General features: G+C 49.0%; 14 protein-coding genes. 10 read left to right on the top strand and 4 right to left on the bottom strand.

All coding sequences use genetic code 11. The annotated features are described in order from the left end of the window. The first annotated feature begins 114 nt into the window (after positions 1-114). Entirely contained in the window at positions 115-543 is a 429-nt protein-coding gene (locus CCE91_RS12280; protein ID WP_198678002.1) for a hypothetical protein, read from the top strand. On the opposite strand, the gene CCE91_RS00065 is transcribed toward CCE91_RS12280, so the two are convergent. Then, positions 540-1,454, bottom strand: a complete 915-nt coding sequence (locus CCE91_RS00065) for a hydrogen peroxide-inducible genes activator (RefSeq protein WP_086433228.1) — start codon at positions 1,452-1,454, stop codon at positions 540-542. The two genes, CCE91_RS12280 and CCE91_RS00065, sit on opposite strands and share 4 nt — an antisense overlap. A gap of 132 nt (positions 1,455-1,586) precedes the next feature. Between CCE91_RS00065 and CCE91_RS00060 the strand changes: the two genes are divergently transcribed. The 6 genes from CCE91_RS00060 to CCE91_RS00035 all read left to right on the top strand — a co-directional run bounded on the left by CCE91_RS00060 (position 1,587) and on the right by CCE91_RS00035 (position 7,463). Continuing rightward, positions 1,587-2,132, top strand: a complete 546-nt coding sequence (locus tag CCE91_RS00060; protein ID WP_086433227.1) for a peroxiredoxin — start codon at positions 1,587-1,589, stop codon at positions 2,130-2,132. Between the two features lie 146 nt (positions 2,133-2,278). After that, positions 2,279-2,806, top strand: a complete 528-nt coding sequence (locus tag CCE91_RS00055; protein WP_086433226.1) for a carboxymuconolactone decarboxylase family protein — start codon at positions 2,279-2,281, stop codon at positions 2,804-2,806. 196 nt (positions 2,807-3,002) lie between these two features. After that, positions 3,003-4,274: a Zn-dependent hydrolase gene (locus tag CCE91_RS00050; RefSeq protein ID WP_086433225.1), complete on the top strand. Its 1,272-nt coding sequence runs from the start codon at positions 3,003-3,005 to the stop codon at positions 4,272-4,274. 112 nt (positions 4,275-4,386) lie between these two features. Continuing rightward, complete coding sequence (ccoG, locus tag CCE91_RS00045) at positions 4,387-5,802, top strand: cytochrome c oxidase accessory protein CcoG (protein WP_086433224.1); 1,416 nt, start codon at positions 4,387-4,389, stop codon at positions 5,800-5,802. Between the two features lie 8 nt (positions 5,803-5,810). After that, on the top strand, positions 5,811-6,800 hold the full coding sequence (locus CCE91_RS00040; protein WP_086433223.1) for a serine/threonine protein kinase: 990 nt from the start codon (positions 5,811-5,813) through the stop codon (positions 6,798-6,800). Positions 6,801-6,842: 42 nt separating this feature from the next. After that, positions 6,843-7,463, top strand: coding sequence for a thiol:disulfide interchange protein DsbA/DsbL (locus tag CCE91_RS00035; protein ID WP_086433222.1), 621 nt, complete (start codon positions 6,843-6,845; stop codon positions 7,461-7,463). On the opposite strand, the gene CCE91_RS00030 is transcribed toward CCE91_RS00035, so the two are convergent. Further along, positions 7,460-8,677 (bottom strand): mechanosensitive ion channel family protein, encoded by a 1,218-nt coding sequence (locus CCE91_RS00030; protein WP_234996215.1) that lies wholly within the window; start codon positions 8,675-8,677, stop codon positions 7,460-7,462. The two genes, CCE91_RS00035 and CCE91_RS00030, sit on opposite strands and share 4 nt — an antisense overlap. A gap of 32 nt (positions 8,678-8,709) precedes the next feature. Continuing rightward, complete coding sequence (locus CCE91_RS00025) at positions 8,710-9,630, bottom strand: acyltransferase (RefSeq protein ID WP_086433221.1); 921 nt, start codon at positions 9,628-9,630, stop codon at positions 8,710-8,712. A 145-nt stretch (positions 9,631-9,775) separates the two neighbouring features. On the opposite strand from CCE91_RS00025, the gene CCE91_RS00020 reads away from it, so the two are divergent. From CCE91_RS00020 to CCE91_RS00010, 3 genes are read left to right on the top strand one after another with little or no spacing between them, the layout of a single operon-like run. Then, entirely contained in the window at positions 9,776-10,456 is a 681-nt protein-coding gene (locus CCE91_RS00020; RefSeq protein WP_086433220.1) for a hypothetical protein, read from the top strand. Beyond that, the gene (locus CCE91_RS00015; RefSeq protein ID WP_157984158.1) at positions 10,443-11,882 is read left to right on the top strand and encodes a Y-family DNA polymerase; all 1,440 of its coding nucleotides are present in this window, start codon (positions 10,443-10,445) and stop codon (positions 11,880-11,882) included. Before CCE91_RS00020 ends, CCE91_RS00015 begins: the two co-directional genes overlap by 14 nt. A 12-nt stretch (positions 11,883-11,894) precedes the next feature. Then, on the top strand, positions 11,895-14,966 hold the full coding sequence (locus CCE91_RS00010; protein WP_086433218.1) for an error-prone DNA polymerase: 3,072 nt from the start codon (positions 11,895-11,897) through the stop codon (positions 14,964-14,966). Positions 14,967-14,994: 28 nt separating this feature from the next. Here CCE91_RS00010 and CCE91_RS00005 read toward each other — a convergent pair whose 3' ends face one another. Beyond that, the gene (locus tag CCE91_RS00005; RefSeq protein WP_086433217.1) at positions 14,995-15,540 is read right to left on the bottom strand and encodes a gamma carbonic anhydrase family protein; all 546 of its coding nucleotides are present in this window, start codon (positions 15,538-15,540) and stop codon (positions 14,995-14,997) included. Positions 15,541-16,080: the final 540 nt, after the last annotated feature.

The following is a 16,080-nucleotide window of genomic DNA, read 5'->3' as shown; positions in this document are numbered from 1 at the left end:
GTATTTGGATGTAATACCTTGACCTTCTGCAGTATAGGTCCATGCTAATTAATGTTGTTAGTGTAGGTGAAAACCCTGCGAACTGTCACTGACTGTCATCAAAAGGGAAATTCTATGAATATTAAACAACCGTTAAAAGCTATTGCAGCCATTGCCCTCATCGGGCACTTAAGTGCTTGTGGTACCTTGTTATATCCTGAGCGAAAAGGTCAGGTAAGCGGCCGTATTGATACCGGTGTTGCCGCTCTAAATGGTATTGGTTTGTTGTTCTTCCTGGTACCGGGCGTTATTGCCTTTGCCGTGGATTTCAACAATGGCACTATTTATTTGCCAAACACGGGTAGCGTGGAAGGCGAAGACGATGGCATGCGTGTGGTGAGGTCTGACGAACCACTAGATATGCAAAAAGTGCGTCTGTTAGTTGCAGCTGAAACGGGTCAGGATGTCGATTTAGATTCGGCTGAAACACGCAATATGCGTGTGACCAACGAAGCGGCTGTTGCTCATGAACTGAAACAACAGCGCACTGCAACCCCGAATTAATTCAAAGTCGGTTCTGGTAAGAAGCGGGCAACCGCTTCTGCCAATTTTCTAAAGGTTTGACGACGACTTGTTGTTGGCCGGTACACCATTCCAATTTCCCGCGAAGCTTCCCGTCCTGAAGGCTGCAAAGCCACTAACGATGTACCTTGTAAAATACCGCGGTCAATCGCCATTTGCGGCAAGAAAGTTGCGCCAAAGCGCGCGTTCGCCATTTGTACCAAGCTGTGCAGACTGGTTGCTGTAAATGGATTTATTTTTTCTGATTCAGCTAGCTGGCAGGCCGCCACCGCATGGCCGGTCAGGCAGTGTTCTTTTTCCAGCAGAAAAATGCTTTGGTCCGGTAAGTTTTCGTAGGCTACCGGCTCACTCACTTTGCTCGCCAGTTTTTCATGCATAACTAATTTGAATGGGTCACGCCCCAGCATCCAGTGCTGATTCCCCTGCAAATCTACGGGTAAGGCCAGAATCAATACATCCAGCTCGCCATTTTTCAGGGCCTGTAACAAAGTTACCGTGGTGTCTTCGCGAATATTGAGCTCTAGTTTTGGGTATTCCCGTTGCACATAAGTGCTTAAGTCACCCACTAAAAATGGCGCAATGGTTGGAATACAGCCCATGCGCAGTGGACCTTCCATAACCTTGCCCTGACTTTGGGCAAAATAAAGCAGCTCCTCGGTTGAGGTAAGAATAGTGCGCGCTTGCGCCACCACCTGCTCACCCATACCGGTAAACAAAAACGACTTATGATCGCGCTCAATCAATTGGCAGCCAAGCTGTTCTTCCAGGTTCTGAATACCACTGCTTAAGGTGGATTGGCTCACGTGACTAGCGGTGGCGGCGCGATTGAAGTTCTGGTGTTCGTGTAGCGCCAGCAAGTAACTGAGGTTTTTTAAACTGGGTAACTTGCTCATGGATAACCTCTGCGGTGTTGTATTTGTATTTCCGATTAGTGTAATTGCTTTTATTCGTTTTAACAAATTCAGCCCTGAGCATACACTTCGTCTCGAGCTAACAGATAACCACTTTATTAAGAGGAATTAACGATGTTGACAGTAGGCGATAAATTACCAGAGTTTAGTGTAGTAGCGGCCAAGCCAGGCTTTAACTTGCCAGAAGAAAATGGTGACAGCGCATTTGAAACTATCACCAATGAAAGCTTCGCAGGTAAGTGGAAAATCATTTTCTACTATCCAAAAGATTTTACCTTCGTATGCCCAACTGAAATTGTTGAGTTCGCGAAACTGAACGAAGAGTTCGCTGATCGTGATGCAATTGTATTAGGCGGCAGCACCGACAACGAATTCGTGAAACTGGCATGGCGCCGTGAGCACCCTGACCTGAGCCGTTTGAACCAGTATTCTTTTGCTGATTCAGGTTCTTTAATCGACGGTTTAGGTGTGCGTGACAAAGTTGAGAATGTAGCCCTGCGTGCCACTTTCGTGGTGGACCCGCACAACGTGATTCAACACGTATCAGTGAACAACCTGAACGTAGGTCGTAACCCAACTGAAATCTTACGTATTTTAGATGGTTTGCAAACCGATGAGCTGTGCCCTTGTAACCGCGCAGTTGGTGGCGACACTTTATAATCACTACTTATAAAGGTTTATAAGTAGGCAAGCCGAGCACTGACATCATCCCCACAAATGTGATGTCCCCCTTGAAGTGCTGTACTGCAACTTATTCGGTGCAGCACTTTTTTACGCTGGGTTTAACGGTATTTTGGAGGTTTTTAATGACTATTGCAGATTACAAACAGAACTTAGGTGATCACGGCAAGGATACCAAACTGAACTTGTCGAGCTTATTCGGCAACGTGGATGCCTCTGGCATGACCGCAACTCAGTTTTACGGCACTGCGCTGGCGCTGGCTTACACACTGAATGACAGTGACTTAACCAATGCCGTTGAAGCTGAAGCCGAAGGCAAAGTAGAAACGAACGTTATTGGCGCTGCCAAATTAGCAGCATCGTTAATGGCAATGAACAACATTTACTACCGTTTTGTGCACCTTTCAACTGACAAGCAGTTTGCGAAAATGCCAGCGGGTTTGCGGATGAATGGTATGGCGAACCCGGGCGTAGAGAAAGTTGATTTTGAACTGTATTCGTTAGCAGTTTCAGCCTTAAACGGCTGTGGTATGTGTATTGATGCTCACGTGAAGACGCTGGTAGAACACGGTATTTCAGCCCAGGCAATTCAGGCTTCGGTGAAATTAGCGGCAGTCATGAATTCTGCAAAAGTAGCGCGTGCATTGTCATAACAGTGTCATGCATGGGTGCTAAATTGCTCCCCGACTTCCCTGAGAAACGGTTGTTTTTCAATTTTTGACCCGAATCTGATTCAGATTCGGGTTTTTTTTGCCTGCAAAATAGCTCAGCTCGCCTACACTTTACCTAAGCACTAACTGAAACCGGGCCACTTGGTGCCGGCTTAAGAGTGTGCTTAACGGAGGTAAAATGCTGAGTATTAATGGACCACGCTTAAAAGCAAACCTACTGGAACTAGCTGATATTGGCTTTAATGAAGAAGATCGGGGTGTGTATCGACCGGGCTTTGGCCAGGCCGATATGGCGTCCCGAAAATGGCTAATGGCAAAAGCAGAGCAAGAGGGGCTGGCGCATTATATGGACGGTGCCGGCAATGTGTTTTTTGGTGTTGGTGAACTAGATAAGCCTGCCGTACTTATGGGCTCACACATAGATACGGTTCCTGCTGGCGGTATTTTTGACGGTGCTTTGGGCGTTATGGCAGCGTTTGAAATTGTGCAGCGGCTGAAAGAAGAAAACGTAGAACTAAATGCGCCGGTGTGGGGTGTGGCAACGGCCGAAGAAGAAGGCCGGTTCGGTGGCATGCTGGGTTCCCAGGCTATTAGCGGCAGCCTGAATCCCGACTGGCTGTTGTCGGCTCACGACGCCGATAACATTTATCTGAAAGATGCTATGGCAGAGCATGGCCTGAATGTACTTGATGCCTTAGAAGCCGCGTGGCAACCGGAGCAATTAAAAGCCTTTTTTGAACTGCATATTGAGCAAGGTCCGGTGTTATTCCAAAAAGATCTGCAAATTGGTGTGGTGGACGGTATCTCCGGGGTATTTAAATGGATAGTGCACCTGAAAGGTAAGGCCGATCATGCCGGCACGGCGCCTATGGACATGCGCAGCGATGCCTTCATGGGACTAGCGGATTTTGCCCATGAAATAGAGCGTATTATTGCCGAAAATGGTACCGACAAAACCCGTATTACCGTGGGCAAGGTGAGTTTAAAGCCTGGCCACCCGCATACCGTACCCGGTGAAGCCATTTTTACCATTGTTGGTCGTGATATGAGCGAGGAGGTTATGAAAGAACTGGCGCAGGCGTGTCACAGAACTTTATCGGCCATTGCACGTAAACATAGATTAAGGTTCGAGTATGAGCAGGTTAGTTGGCTGGAACCAAAGCATTGCTCTGCAAAGCTAACCGACTTAATTGAAGCACAAACCAAGAACCGGGATCTAACCTACACCAGAATGCCTAGTGGCGCTGGTCACGATACCCAGTTTATGACGGAAATTACTGATGCCGGGTTAATCTTTATTCCATCGGTTAATGGGGTTAGCCACGCGCCCGATGAATGGTCGCATTGGCACGATGTAACCGCTGGCGCCAATGTCATGTTCGATTCTGTATTAGCGGTAGCGGGTTCGGATAAACATTTTGGACGTAAGCGTGGCGAAAGCCATGATTAGCTTGTTTTAGATCAGCGTAAATTCCTGCTCAAAAGGCTATAAATACCGCACATAGGGGCCCTGATCGGGTATAATGCCCGCACTTGGGCTCGACACTGTAAGTGGTATTGTCATGGAACAAGAAATTAAAGTTCTCCCCGCAAACCGGGTAAAAATTCATCGTCCGGATGACGACAAGCATAACAATGAGTATGCGCCGCGTAGTCGTATTTATGTGCGCGACGTAAAAGGTGCTCTGGAGTATTTCCGGCGCGGCTTTGGATTTTTACTGCTGGCACTTTTTATTGCTATCCCATGGCTTGAAATGAATGGCCAACAGGCGGTTCTATTAGACCTTGCTGAGCAGCGCTTCCGTATTTTCGGCATGACGCTATGGCCGCAGGACTTAACCATTTTAGCCTGGATATCCATAGTTGCAGCTTTCGCTTTGTTTTTTGTCACCACCTTATATGGCCGGGTATGGTGCGGCTTTATGTGTCCGCAAACTACCTGGACCTTCATTTTTATGTGGTTCGAGAAAAAAATAGAAGGTAGCCGCAACAAACGTATCGCACTGGATCGCCGGGGCTGGGATTTTGACAAGTTTTGGCGCAAAGCAGCAAAACATACTGCCTGGCTGCTGGTCTCTTTATTTACCGCGCTGATTTTTGTGGGTTACTTTACCGACATCGGCGACCTCTTTATCAACTTCTTCACTTTTGAAGCCTGCTTCTGGGCTGTATTCAGCGTGCTGTTTTTTACTTTTTGCACCTACGGCAATGCCGGTTGGATGCGGGAAATTATGTGTACTCACATATGCCCGTACGCACGTTTTCAGTCGGCTATGTTCGATAAAGACACGGTCACGGTTTCCTACGATGTTGGCCGTGGTGAGCCGCGCGGACCACGACCGCGTAAACTTGATCACAAAGCGGAAGGTTTGGGTGACTGTATTGACTGCAACATGTGTGTGCAGGTGTGCCCAACCGGCATCGACATTCGCAACGGCCTGCAATACGAGTGTATCAACTGCGGTGCCTGCGTAGATGCCTGTAACGATGTGATGGATAAAATGAATTATCCGAAAGGGCTGATTCGTTTTACCACCGAACGCAACCTCGAAGGTGGTCGCACTCGTAAAGTACGCTTCAAGAGTGTTGGTTATTTTGTGGCGCTGATAGCTATAACCGCGCTGTTGGTGTGGGACATTGCTACCCGGGTGCCAATGCAAGTAGACGTTCTGCGTGACCGTAATCAGCTGTATAGCATTAATAACGACGGCTGGGTGGCGAACGTGTACACCTTAAAAATTCTGAATAAGTCGCAACTTTCTGAAACCTTCACCGTCACTGTTAGTGGTTTAGAAGGCATGCAGTTACGTGGTGATACCCAGTTGCAGTTAAGCGGTGGTGAGGTTGCTACTGTGCCCGTTACTGTCACGGTAAATCCGGAAGAGTTAACTGAGCGAGTTACAGATATTACCTTTGAGGTCACTAGTGCAGATGGTACTGTGCAGCAAAGCCATCAAACCAGTTTTATCTATGAGTAATACAAACTATGACTGAATCCGGCGCTGACTTCTCGTTTTCAAGCCTGACGCCAGATGTGATCGTAACCGCGTTAGAATCCGTTAATTGTGCACCTATTTCAGGGTTACTGGCGCTGAATAGTTACGAAAACCGTGTGTATCAGTTTAAGGCTGACGACGAACGTCGCTATGTGGCTAAGTTTTATCGCCCACAGCGCTGGACTCGGGAACAAATACTGGAAGAGCACGCCTTTACTGCTGAGCTTGATGACGCCGAAGTGCCGGTAGTGGCCCCTCGCATTTGGCAGCAGCAAACCTTGCATGAGTATCAGGGTTATTGGTTTTGTATTTTCCCGAGTATTGGCGGACGTGCCTTCGAAGCGGACTCGCTGGATCAACTGGAACGTCTGGGACGGCAGATTGGTCGTCTGCATGCGGTAGCTAAAACCGGCAAGTTTAAGCAGCGCCCGGAGCTGAATTATCAAAGCTTTGTGACCGAGTCAGTGGCAACGCTAAAGGCATCGGAATTGATTCCGGATTCACTCAGAACGGCATTTTTCGCTATTCTGGAGCCGCTGGCAGAAGCGTTAAAAGGCACTGATTTAAGCCGTTACAAGCAACAGAGGTTGCATGGTGACTGCCATTTGGGCAATATTTTGCAGTACGATGAAAAGCTGACCTTCGTTGATTTCGACGACGCCAGAACCGGCCCGGCTATTCAGGACTTGTGGATGATGCTGTCCGGCGACCGTCAGCAGCAATGGCTACAATTGGACACTTTGGTGGCTGGTTACGAAGAATTTTGTGAATTTGATGCTGCCGAAGTCGCTTTAGTGGAACCCTTACGCGGTTTTAGAATCATACACTACATGGCGTGGTTAGCGCGGCGCTGGGATGATAGTGCATTTCGTCGAGCTTTTCCCTGGTTTGAAGAGCAGCGTTACTGGGAACAACAAATTTTAACACTGAAAGAGCAACTGGCTGCATTGGCCGAGGAACCTCTGAAACTTATGCCTTAATTGGGCATTAGCACTTAATTAATAATAAATAGGATGACGTTAATGAAAACTTGGTTATTAGGAATAGTTGGTGCTGCTTTTGCAGTGTTCATGATGCCAGTACAGGCGCAGGATTTTAAAGAAGGCGTGCACTACGAAGTGATTGCCGATGAAGCAACTGCTGAGCCCGAAATCAAAGAGTTCTTCTCGTTTTACTGTGTGCATTGTTTCCGGTTCGAGCCGATTGCTAAGCAAATGGCTGCTGAACATGGTGATGCCTTCGAAAAAGCGCACGTTTCTTTTATTGATCCGCGCGGTATGGGCGTGACCATGTCACGTGCTTATGCAGCAGCAAAAATGCTGAAAAAAGAAGATGAAGTTACCGCTGCAATTTTCGACTACAACTTTAACAAGCAAAGTATGCTTTTAACAAAAGACGACCTGCGCAACGTGTTTGTTGTGAATGGCGTTTCTGGTAGCGATTTTGATAAAGCAATGGCGAGCTTCTCAGTACGCGGCATGGCTAATAAGTACGACCGTGAAGCAACTAAGTATGGTGTGAATGCCACCCCAACCTTTATTGTAAACGGTAAATATCGTTTGCTGCCTGCAGGTTTTGAAGGCAGCAACGACTTTATTGGTGACTTTGTTGCCGCAGCTGGTTACCTGTTGAAACAGGACTAATCGGCTTTATCTCCGCCGTTGGCTTTGTCCAACGGCGGATTTAAATACTGAAAGCTACGCAGTTTAAAGGCCGGTAACAAAGCGTACAAATGCTCAAGAATATCGGACTGAATTCCCTCGTACGGCACCCACTCCACGTTTTTACTGAACGCATAAATTTCTAATGGCAAACCTGCCGCAGTTGGCTCTAACAAGCGCACCATATGGGTGAACTCGGTTTTTACTTGCGGGTGATTCTGAATATACTCCAGTGCCACGTAACGAAAGGCAGTCACATTGCTAAGTGGCGTACTAAGCTCATGCTTTTTCAGCCATTTACTAGCGGAAGTAGACATTTGCTCCTGGCAAATAGCGTCGAGTTCTTCCTCGTTAAGTGTACAAATGCTGCCGGTGTCGAGCGGAATGGAACGGCGCATGCGGCGGCCTTCATTTAACACCATACCCTGCCAGTTTTTAAACGACTGATGCACTAACGCGTAAGTGGGCAGAAACACCACGGTTTTATCCCAGTTTTCTACTTTTACGCTAATGAGCCCTATTTCCTGCACGGTGCCATCAACGTGGTGCGATGGCATTTCGATCCAGTCGCCAATAGCAACCATGCGATTCGAAGCCAGCTGAATACCTGCCACAAAACCCATCAAGGTGTCGCGGAATACTAAAATAATGACAGCGGTTAAAGCACCAATACCACTGAGCAGGTACATGGGGGATTTATCCATTAACACCGCAATGGATATAATGATCCCTATCAGCACGGTAACCAGTTTCAGTACTTGTACGGGGCCGGTAATGGGTATTTCGCGTGAGCGTGGTGAGTACTCGTAAACCGTGGCGAAAACGTTAGACAGCGCCATGACAATGCCCACAATGGCCCACACTAGATAAATATTCAGACCTGTTTTTACTGGTTCCAGCCAGCTTTCGTAGTCGTTTATGAATACCTGTGGCACGGCCAGATTTAGAAATACCACCGGAAATAAGTTAGCCACGCTTTTGAACATGCCGGTGTTCACCAGGCCTTCATACCAGCGGTCGGGAGCACGGCGCAGTAACCGGTGAATACCGCGAATAATCAATAACCGACTGAGCCAGTAAATGGCGTAGCTGACTAAAACCAGCAGCGAAATGCCAAATACCAGCATTGCAAGATCCATGTTTGTGGTAATGCCCGCCTGCTCTAGCCAGGTTTTTAGTTGTGCTCTGTCTATCATAATGTCAATTTTTTACCTGTTGGTTAAAGCTGCTAGCGAGTGGCGTGATCCGATTTAATTTGGCGTTGTAAGCGTTCAATCACCTGGTCTTTCTTTTGCCAACGGCTATTTAGCCATTGCTGGAAGTTGTCTCTGAAAGCGTCATCATTAAAGTAGTCGCCAATCAGTTCGGGGGCAACCGGAAGCGTCTCTACGGCCACATAAATATTGCGTAAATCGCCACGCAGTAAATCCCACACAACCGGGCGTTTGTCGCTACCCGGGTAAACAATAGTGATGTCTAAAATGGCATCAAACTGGTGGCCCATGGTTTGCAGTGTAAAGGCTGTACCGCCAGCCTTTGGTGGTAACAAATGCTCAAATTTACTTTGTTTTTGCTGGTGTTTGGCTGGCGTAAAACGCGTGCCCTCGCAAAAATTAATGACTGTGGTGGGAATATGACGAAACTTTTCACAGGACTTTTGCGTGGTGGCAATGTCGCGCCCTTGTAAGTGCGGGTTGCGCTCAATTTGCGCTTTTGAATAACGTTTCATAAAAGGCATATCCAGCGCCCAGCAACCAAACCCAATAACCGGCACCCAGAATAATTGCTGCTTTAGGAAAAAGCGCGGCATGGGCATGTTGCGGCAAGCCAGATGCATGAGCACCAGAATATCAACCCAGCTGCGGTGGTTGGCAATAATCATATACCAGCGGTCGCGGTGCAGTTGGCTGTCGCCCTCAATATGCCAGGTTACCGGCTGGGTGATGCGGAACATCATGGACATAGCATAGCCCCACAACCGGAACCAGTTGTTGGCAAAACTGGACAGCCAGCGATGCGCAGCAGGAAAGGGTAAAAGAAATTTGAATAAACCGATAATAATAATCACCAGTCCAACAATTAAGGTTGCCAGCGCCCCCCATGAAAAATTAATGAGTACTTTGAAGGGCATAAGTAGTGCTGACAGCATGTGACATCCTTTTTCTTGTTGGTCTGCGCATATAATACCCGAAACCGGGCACCTTAACAGGCTTGCATATGAGCAAATAAACACCTACATTATGCTGTATATATATACAGTATTTTATGGTCGTTAGGTTTGCGGAGGTGCAGCCATGGTATCAACAATTGCAGCGCAACCGATTCAGGAGTTGTTGGCAAAAGGTTTGGTTTGGCAAGGTCAGCAGCAGCTCGAAGACAGCGCGCAGCGCTATTTAAGCACGGGCTACCCGGAGCTGGATAAAACTCTGGGCGGAGGTTGGTTAGCCGGTAGTGTAAACGAGTTACAGCTGGCGCAGAATTACAGTGGTGAGCTGGCCTTATTACTGCCGTTGTTGCGGGAAGTAACGGGCACCGTCTGGTTAAATCCACCACAAGAGCCCTACGCACCCGGCTGGCATCATCAGCAACTGGATATAACCCAGCAGTATGTGATTCGCACCGAAACCGAGCGTGATGCGCTGTGGGCGTTACAACAAAGTTTACAGGCTGGCTGTATGCCGGTGGTATTGGCTTGGTTTGCTAGTCTGTCGGCAACGGCAGTCCGGCTTATTCAGCAGTGTGCGCAACAGCATCAGGTAACTGTGTTTGTGTTCACCAGCGAACAGTCCCAAACAGAAGCCAGAGCTTACACCAATCGCTTACTGTTAGAGCGCAGCGCCAAAGGGTTCTTTGTTAATGTGCTGAAACGTCGCTATGGCTGGCCTTTGCCTCCCTTTCCTTGTGCGGTTGATAGGCACTTGCCAAAACGTCGCCTGGCGAAAGCCACTGCGCAGGTCGTTCATGGCCCCTGGTAATGCGCTCAGGCAAAGCAATAAGTGGCTGTTTTTGCATGCTCCGCAGTTGTTATTGGATTTTCAGTTAACTTTGCAGGCGCCGGCACAGCAACAACAGCCACAAGCATTGGTGTGTCAGCAGCGCCAGTGTTTGCTGCAGTTGAATAGCGCCGCGCAGCAGGCCGGGTTACACCCCGGGCAGAGTTTGGCGGTGGCCCGTAGTTTATGCGCTGAGCTGGAAGTCAGGCTTTATCAGGAGCTACAGGAGCAACAGCTGTTACGCCAGTTGGCACATGCTTTTTATCAGGACATTGCGCAAATAGCTCTATTTCCGCCGCAAGGTTTGTTGTTTGAAGTGCGTAGTTTACAACGGTTGTATGGGTCGTTAGCCCAACTGCAGCAGCGGTTACAGCAACGGCTGCAACACTGGCAGCTGACGGCCTCACTGGCCAGTGGTTTTAGTCCGTTAGCCGCGCAGTTGTTAGCGCAAGCGGGGGTGAACATAGTCACCGGCGAGGCTGAATTAGTTACGGCGCAGTTAGGTCAGTTGCCGCTCAGTAAAACCACCTTAGCGCCCGAGGTGCAAAAGCGCCTGACCGGGGTTGGTATTCAGCATGTTGCCGCATTGCTGGCGCTTCCGGCTAGTTCGTTAAGTCAGCGTTTCGGTAAGCCTATGAGCCACTATCTGGCGGCACTGCGCGGTCAGGTGCAAGCGCCGCAACATTATTATCGTCCACCGCCCTATTTTTATCAGCGCGTTGATTTGCTTAGTGAAACCTCCGACTGGCCGCGGCTGGTATTTGTGTTAAAGCGCATGCTGAAAAATCTGGAAGATTTTTTATGCGCACGGCAGCTTTGTACCCGCGAGTTAGTCATTGATGCGCATCATCGCAATAAAGAATGCACGCGGCTGCATATTCGCTTTGCGCACGACAGTTGGCAGCAGGCCGATATGCTCAGCCTGTGCCAGTTACATATGGAGCGGCAACCCTTACAAACTCCGGCGCTGGAATTGAGTCTGAAAGTTACCCGGCTAAGGCCGCTGCGCGCTGAGCCACAAGACATGCTAACTACTGAGCATGGGCGCTGGACGCCAGCGGAATTGCTGAGTCGTTTACAGGCGCGCCTGGGTGAAACCGCGGTGTACCGGCTGGGACTGACCAGCGAGCAACGGCCAGATCGGGCGCAGCAGTCGGTTCGGGCTAGTCAGAAGGTTTCGACAGTGACAGTGAAATCGCGGGTGCGACCACTGTGGTTGTTAACGGAACCTGAACCGGTGGCTATTAATGAGTTCACCCGGCAATGGGGTCCCGAGCGTATCGACAGCGGCTGGTGGGACAACCATCATCTGCAACGTGATTACTATATTGGTTTGGATGCGCATGCCAGGCAGGCCTGGTTGTTCAGAGATCAGCGCGGTTGGTTTCTGCATGGCTGGTTTGGGTAGGAGCGGGCTGTTATGGCATACGCAGAACTACATTGTTTAACCAATTATAGTTTCCTTCGTGGGGCTTCACATCCGCACGAGTTGGTTCAGCGTGCAATTGAGTTGGGCTATCAAGCGCTGGCTATTACCGATGAATGTTCGGTTGCCGGTGTGGTACGAGCCTACACTGCGGCAAAGCACACCTCATTAAAACTAATTATTGGGAGTGAATTTCATCACCCTGAACTGGGCGTATTGGTGGTGCTGGCCCCTATCCGACAGGCATACGGTCAGCTTTGCAGGTTAATTACGCGCGCCCGAAATCGCGCTAAAAAAGGCTCGTATCAAGTACAGGCGAGCGACTTTCTGCAAGGGTGTGAGGCTTGCCTGATACTGTGGCAGCCGCCGGTGGAAAATTTCCCAGCAAGTTTTGGGCAGGCACTAAAGCAGGCTTTTCCTGATGCTTGCTGGTTACTCTATGAACGTCACTATGAGAGTTCTGATGGCGATTGTTATCAACGCTTTAAAGGCTATCAGCAGGAACTTGGCTTGCCCTTAGTGGCCGCCGGTAATGTGCAACTGCATGATGCCGAACGCCAGCCATTACATGACGTATTAACCGCTATTCGCTTGTTGCAGCCAGTGGCTAAGGTCACCGAGCAGTTACTACCGAACCGGGAATATCATTTACGTAGCCTGAGTGCGCTGGAGCATTGTTATCCCAAAGCGTTATTAAACGAAACCAAGGTTATTGCCGCGCGCTGCCAGTTTTGTTTAAGCGAACTGCGCTACGAATATCCTGCCGAGCTAGTTCCTGCTGGCATGAGCGCTATTGGCTACTTGCGGCAGCTAACCCTGCTTGGTGCAAAAAAGCGTTTTCCAAATGGTATTACTGCGGGCGTACAGCAGAAACTAGATAAAGAGCTGGGGCTAATAGAGTCATTGCACTACGAATACTTCTTCCTGACCATTCACGATTTAGTTCAGTTTGCTAAGCAGCGCGGAATTCTTTATCAGGGCCGAGGCTCGGCGGCCAACTCAGTGGTTTGTTACTGCCTGGAAATTACTGCGGTAAACCCCGATCAAATTGATGTGTTATTTGAGCGCTTTATATCTGCTGAACGGGACGAACCACCAGATATAGATGTGGACTTTGAACATGAGCGCCGCGAAGAAGTGATTCAGTATATTTATCAGCAATATGGGCGTGACCGTGCGGCGCTTACCGCAACAGTGATTCGGTATCGGCTGCGCAGCGCGTTAAAAGATGTGGGCAAGGCATTAGGTTTTACTGAACAAGCGCTGGCGCATTATCTGGCCAAAATAGATAAGCGGGACCAGCAAGAAAGCTGGCAACAGCAATTGCTGGCACAGGTGCCCGACTTAGCGGCGCATGCACAGGGCCAGTGGTTATTGCAGTTGGTGGATTTAATCAAAGGCTTCCCCCGCCACTTATCGCAACATGTTGGTGGCTTTGTGATTGCCGCCGGTTCGCTCACTGAGCTGGTGCCCATCGAGAATGCAGCCATGCCTGAGCGCACGGTTATTCAGTGGGACAAAGACGATCTGGAAGAGCTGCGCTTAATCAAAGTAGATGTGCTGGCACTGGGCATGCTGACTGCGTTAAATAAGATGTTCCAACTTATGCAGAAGGTACATCAGCAACCGATGACGTTGGCAGATATTCCCACCGAAGACAGCCGGGTTTATAGCATGCTGCAACGCGCCGACTCGGTGGGGGTGTTTCAAATTGAGTCACGTGCACAAATGAGTATGTTGCCACGCTTAAGGCCGGCAACTTTTTACGACTTGGTTATTCAAATTGCTATTGTGCGGCCGGGCCCTATTCAGGGCGACATGGTGCATCCTTATTTACAGCGTCGGCGCGGACTGGAAGCTGTGGAGTACCCCAGCGAGGAAGTTGCTTCGGTGCTGCAGCGAACCTTGGGCGTGCCTATTTTTCAGGAGCAGGTAATTAAGCTAGCCATGGTTGCAGCTGGTTTCTCCGGCGGTGAAGCCGATCAGTTGCGCCGCGCCATGGCCACCTGGCGTAGCACCGGCGAGTTACAGCAATTTGAGCGCCGCTTAACCGAGGGTATGCTGGAACGGGGTTATAGTGCTGAATTTGCTGGCCGTATTTACCGGCAAATTTGTGGTTTTGGTGAGTATGGCTTTCCTGAATCTCATTCGGCCAGCTTTGCCAACCTGGCTTATGCTTCAGCCTGGGTGAAATACTATTACCCGGCGGCATTTTACACCGCACTACTTAACAGCTTGCCCATGGGGTTCTATTCGGCGTCGCAGTTGGTGCAGGATGCGCGCCGCCATCAAGTGGTGGTGTTGCCAGTAGATATTCAGCACAGCAGCTGGGACCATCAGTTGCTGAGCAAAAATCAGCAAGCTTTTATTCGGCTGGGATTTCGGCTGATTAAGGGGTTGTCGAAGCCGGCACTACAAAACTGCCTTGAACAACGACCCGCTGCCGGCTTCAGTTCCATAGAACAACTGAAGAGCACCGGCATTAGTGGCATTGATTTAGATAAACTGGCAGCAGCAGATACCCTTTCGGCGCTGGCCGGGCACCGTTACCAAACCCGCTGGCAGGCGTTGGCATTACAAGAAGCGCAGTTGCCATTATTTGGTGATGCCGGCGGTGTGGCGTCGCAGGAAGTACTGCCAGCTCCCGATGAACTCAGTGACATTGCCGAAGATTATCAGGCACTGGGGGTAAGCTTGCGCCGTCACCCGCTTGCGCTATTGCGTGAGCAAGGTCACTTGAAGGGGTGTAAAACCGCGGCTGAACTACCGGGCTGTCGGCATAAACAATTAGTGCATTTGGCGGGCATAGTTACTTGCCGGCAGCGGCCAGGTACCAGTGGTGGGGTTACTTTTTTAACGCTGGAAGACGAAACCGGTAATGCCAATGTGGTTATCTGGTTGGCTATTGCCCGGAAATTCAGAGCGGCCTATTTGACCGCCCGGGTGTTACAAGTAACTGGCGTGTTGGAAACCGACGGCGAAGTAACCCATGTGATTGCGGCCAAACTAAGTGATATCACCAATTCACTTGATCGTATTGCCCCCAAGTCACGCGATTTTCACTAGTTTTAGGCCGTACAGCACGCTATTTGTCTTAGATGCTACTAACATCCAATAAATAGTCTTCCTTCAAATCCACATAGTTCTGCGCCGATTGCGTTAAGAAGGCTTGTTCAGCGGAGTTGAGTTTACGCTTTTGCGAAACCGGGCTGCCTACGTAAAGGTAGCCACTTTCCAGTACCTTGCCTGGCGGTACCACACTGCCAGCGCCAATAATAACGTCATCTTCTACTACTACGTCGTCCATAATAGTGGCGGACATGCCAACCAGAATACGATTACCTAAAGTGCAGCCATGTAACATTACGTTATGGCCGACAGTGACTTCGTCGCCAATAATCAGCGGATGACCATGTGGGTTTTGCGCACTACGGCGGGTTACGTGAAGAATAGAACCGTCCTGAATGTTGCTGCGCTTTCCAATACGGATGAAGTTCACATCACCCCTTGCGGCCACTTGCGGCCATACGCTGCTTTCATCCCCTACTTCTATGTTTCCTACTAATACCGCGCTTCTGTCTATATATACCCGTTCGCCCAATTGGGGTTCTACGCCCTGATAACTACGAAGGTCAGCCATGATTACACCACTTATGTTTCTAGTTTGTTAATGGAGATGGCTTAAGACTAGCAAAAGCCATCAAAAATATCCTCTAGAGCTTAGCCGAAGAACGATGAAGTGTAGAAAACAAGCGATCTGTCGAGGTTTTATACACCAACCGCAGAGAAACTAACCAAGCAATAAAAAAACACCTCAAAACATGAAAAAGGCGCTTGACGGGGCGAGTTAAATCTCTAAAATGCGCCCCACGCTTAAGGCAAGGCACGAAGCCGCCAAAAGCATAGGTTTAGTGAAAAAGAAATTTCTTTGAAATGCTTGACACAAACCGCTGAGGCTGTAGAATGCGCCTCCTGCTCACAACGAGCAACGCTCTTTAACAATTTATCAAGCCAAGCAAACTGTGTGGGCACTTACCGGATTCAGGCAAGTAATACTTGAAAGGTATCCTTCCGTTTAACGGACTGGATACACCTGACTGATTGGAAAAGTGCTTAACAAATTAAGATTTATTAAGTCATTGATTCAATGAGTCGATTAAACACTTTAAACTGAAGAGTT

Source organism: Pseudidiomarina planktonica (assembly GCF_900177775.1).
GTDB classification, from domain to species: Bacteria; Pseudomonadota; Gammaproteobacteria; order Enterobacterales; family Alteromonadaceae; genus Pseudidiomarina; species Pseudidiomarina planktonica.
Note: the sequence above shows the minus strand (reverse complement) of the source record. Positions and strands in the feature narration are given on the sequence as shown.

Excerpts from the sequence above, each read along its gene's own strand:
- CCE91_RS00065 (WP_086433228.1), bottom strand. The coding sequence starts at position 1,454 with ATGAGCAAGTTACCCAGTTTAAAAAACCTCAGTTACTTGCTGGCGCTA.
- CCE91_RS00035 (WP_086433222.1), top strand. The coding sequence starts at position 6,843 with ATGAAAACTTGGTTATTAGGAATAGTTGGTGCTGCTTTTGCAGTGTTC.
- CCE91_RS00060 (WP_086433227.1), top strand. The coding sequence starts at position 1,587 with ATGTTGACAGTAGGCGATAAATTACCAGAGTTTAGTGTAGTAGCGGCC.
- CCE91_RS00010 (WP_086433218.1), top strand. The coding sequence starts at position 11,895 with ATGGCATACGCAGAACTACATTGTTTAACCAATTATAGTTTCCTTCGT.
- CCE91_RS00025 (WP_086433221.1), bottom strand. The coding sequence starts at position 9,630 with ATGCTGTCAGCACTACTTATGCCCTTCAAAGTACTCATTAATTTTTCA.
- CCE91_RS00015 (WP_157984158.1), top strand. The coding sequence starts at position 10,443 with ATGGCCCCTGGTAATGCGCTCAGGCAAAGCAATAAGTGGCTGTTTTTG.
- CCE91_RS00020 (WP_086433220.1), top strand. The coding sequence starts at position 9,776 with ATGGTATCAACAATTGCAGCGCAACCGATTCAGGAGTTGTTGGCAAAA.
- CCE91_RS00055 (WP_086433226.1), top strand. The coding sequence starts at position 2,279 with ATGACTATTGCAGATTACAAACAGAACTTAGGTGATCACGGCAAGGAT.
- CCE91_RS00005 (WP_086433217.1), bottom strand. The coding sequence starts at position 15,540 with ATGGCTGACCTTCGTAGTTATCAGGGCGTAGAACCCCAATTGGGCGAA.
- CCE91_RS00030 (WP_234996215.1), bottom strand. The coding sequence starts at position 8,677 with ATGATAGACAGAGCACAACTAAAAACCTGGCTAGAGCAGGCGGGCATT.
- ccoG (WP_086433224.1), top strand. The coding sequence starts at position 4,387 with ATGGAACAAGAAATTAAAGTTCTCCCCGCAAACCGGGTAAAAATTCAT.
- CCE91_RS00040 (WP_086433223.1), top strand. The coding sequence starts at position 5,811 with ATGACTGAATCCGGCGCTGACTTCTCGTTTTCAAGCCTGACGCCAGAT.
- CCE91_RS12280 (WP_198678002.1), top strand. The coding sequence starts at position 115 with ATGAATATTAAACAACCGTTAAAAGCTATTGCAGCCATTGCCCTCATC.
- CCE91_RS00050 (WP_086433225.1), top strand. The coding sequence starts at position 3,003 with ATGCTGAGTATTAATGGACCACGCTTAAAAGCAAACCTACTGGAACTA.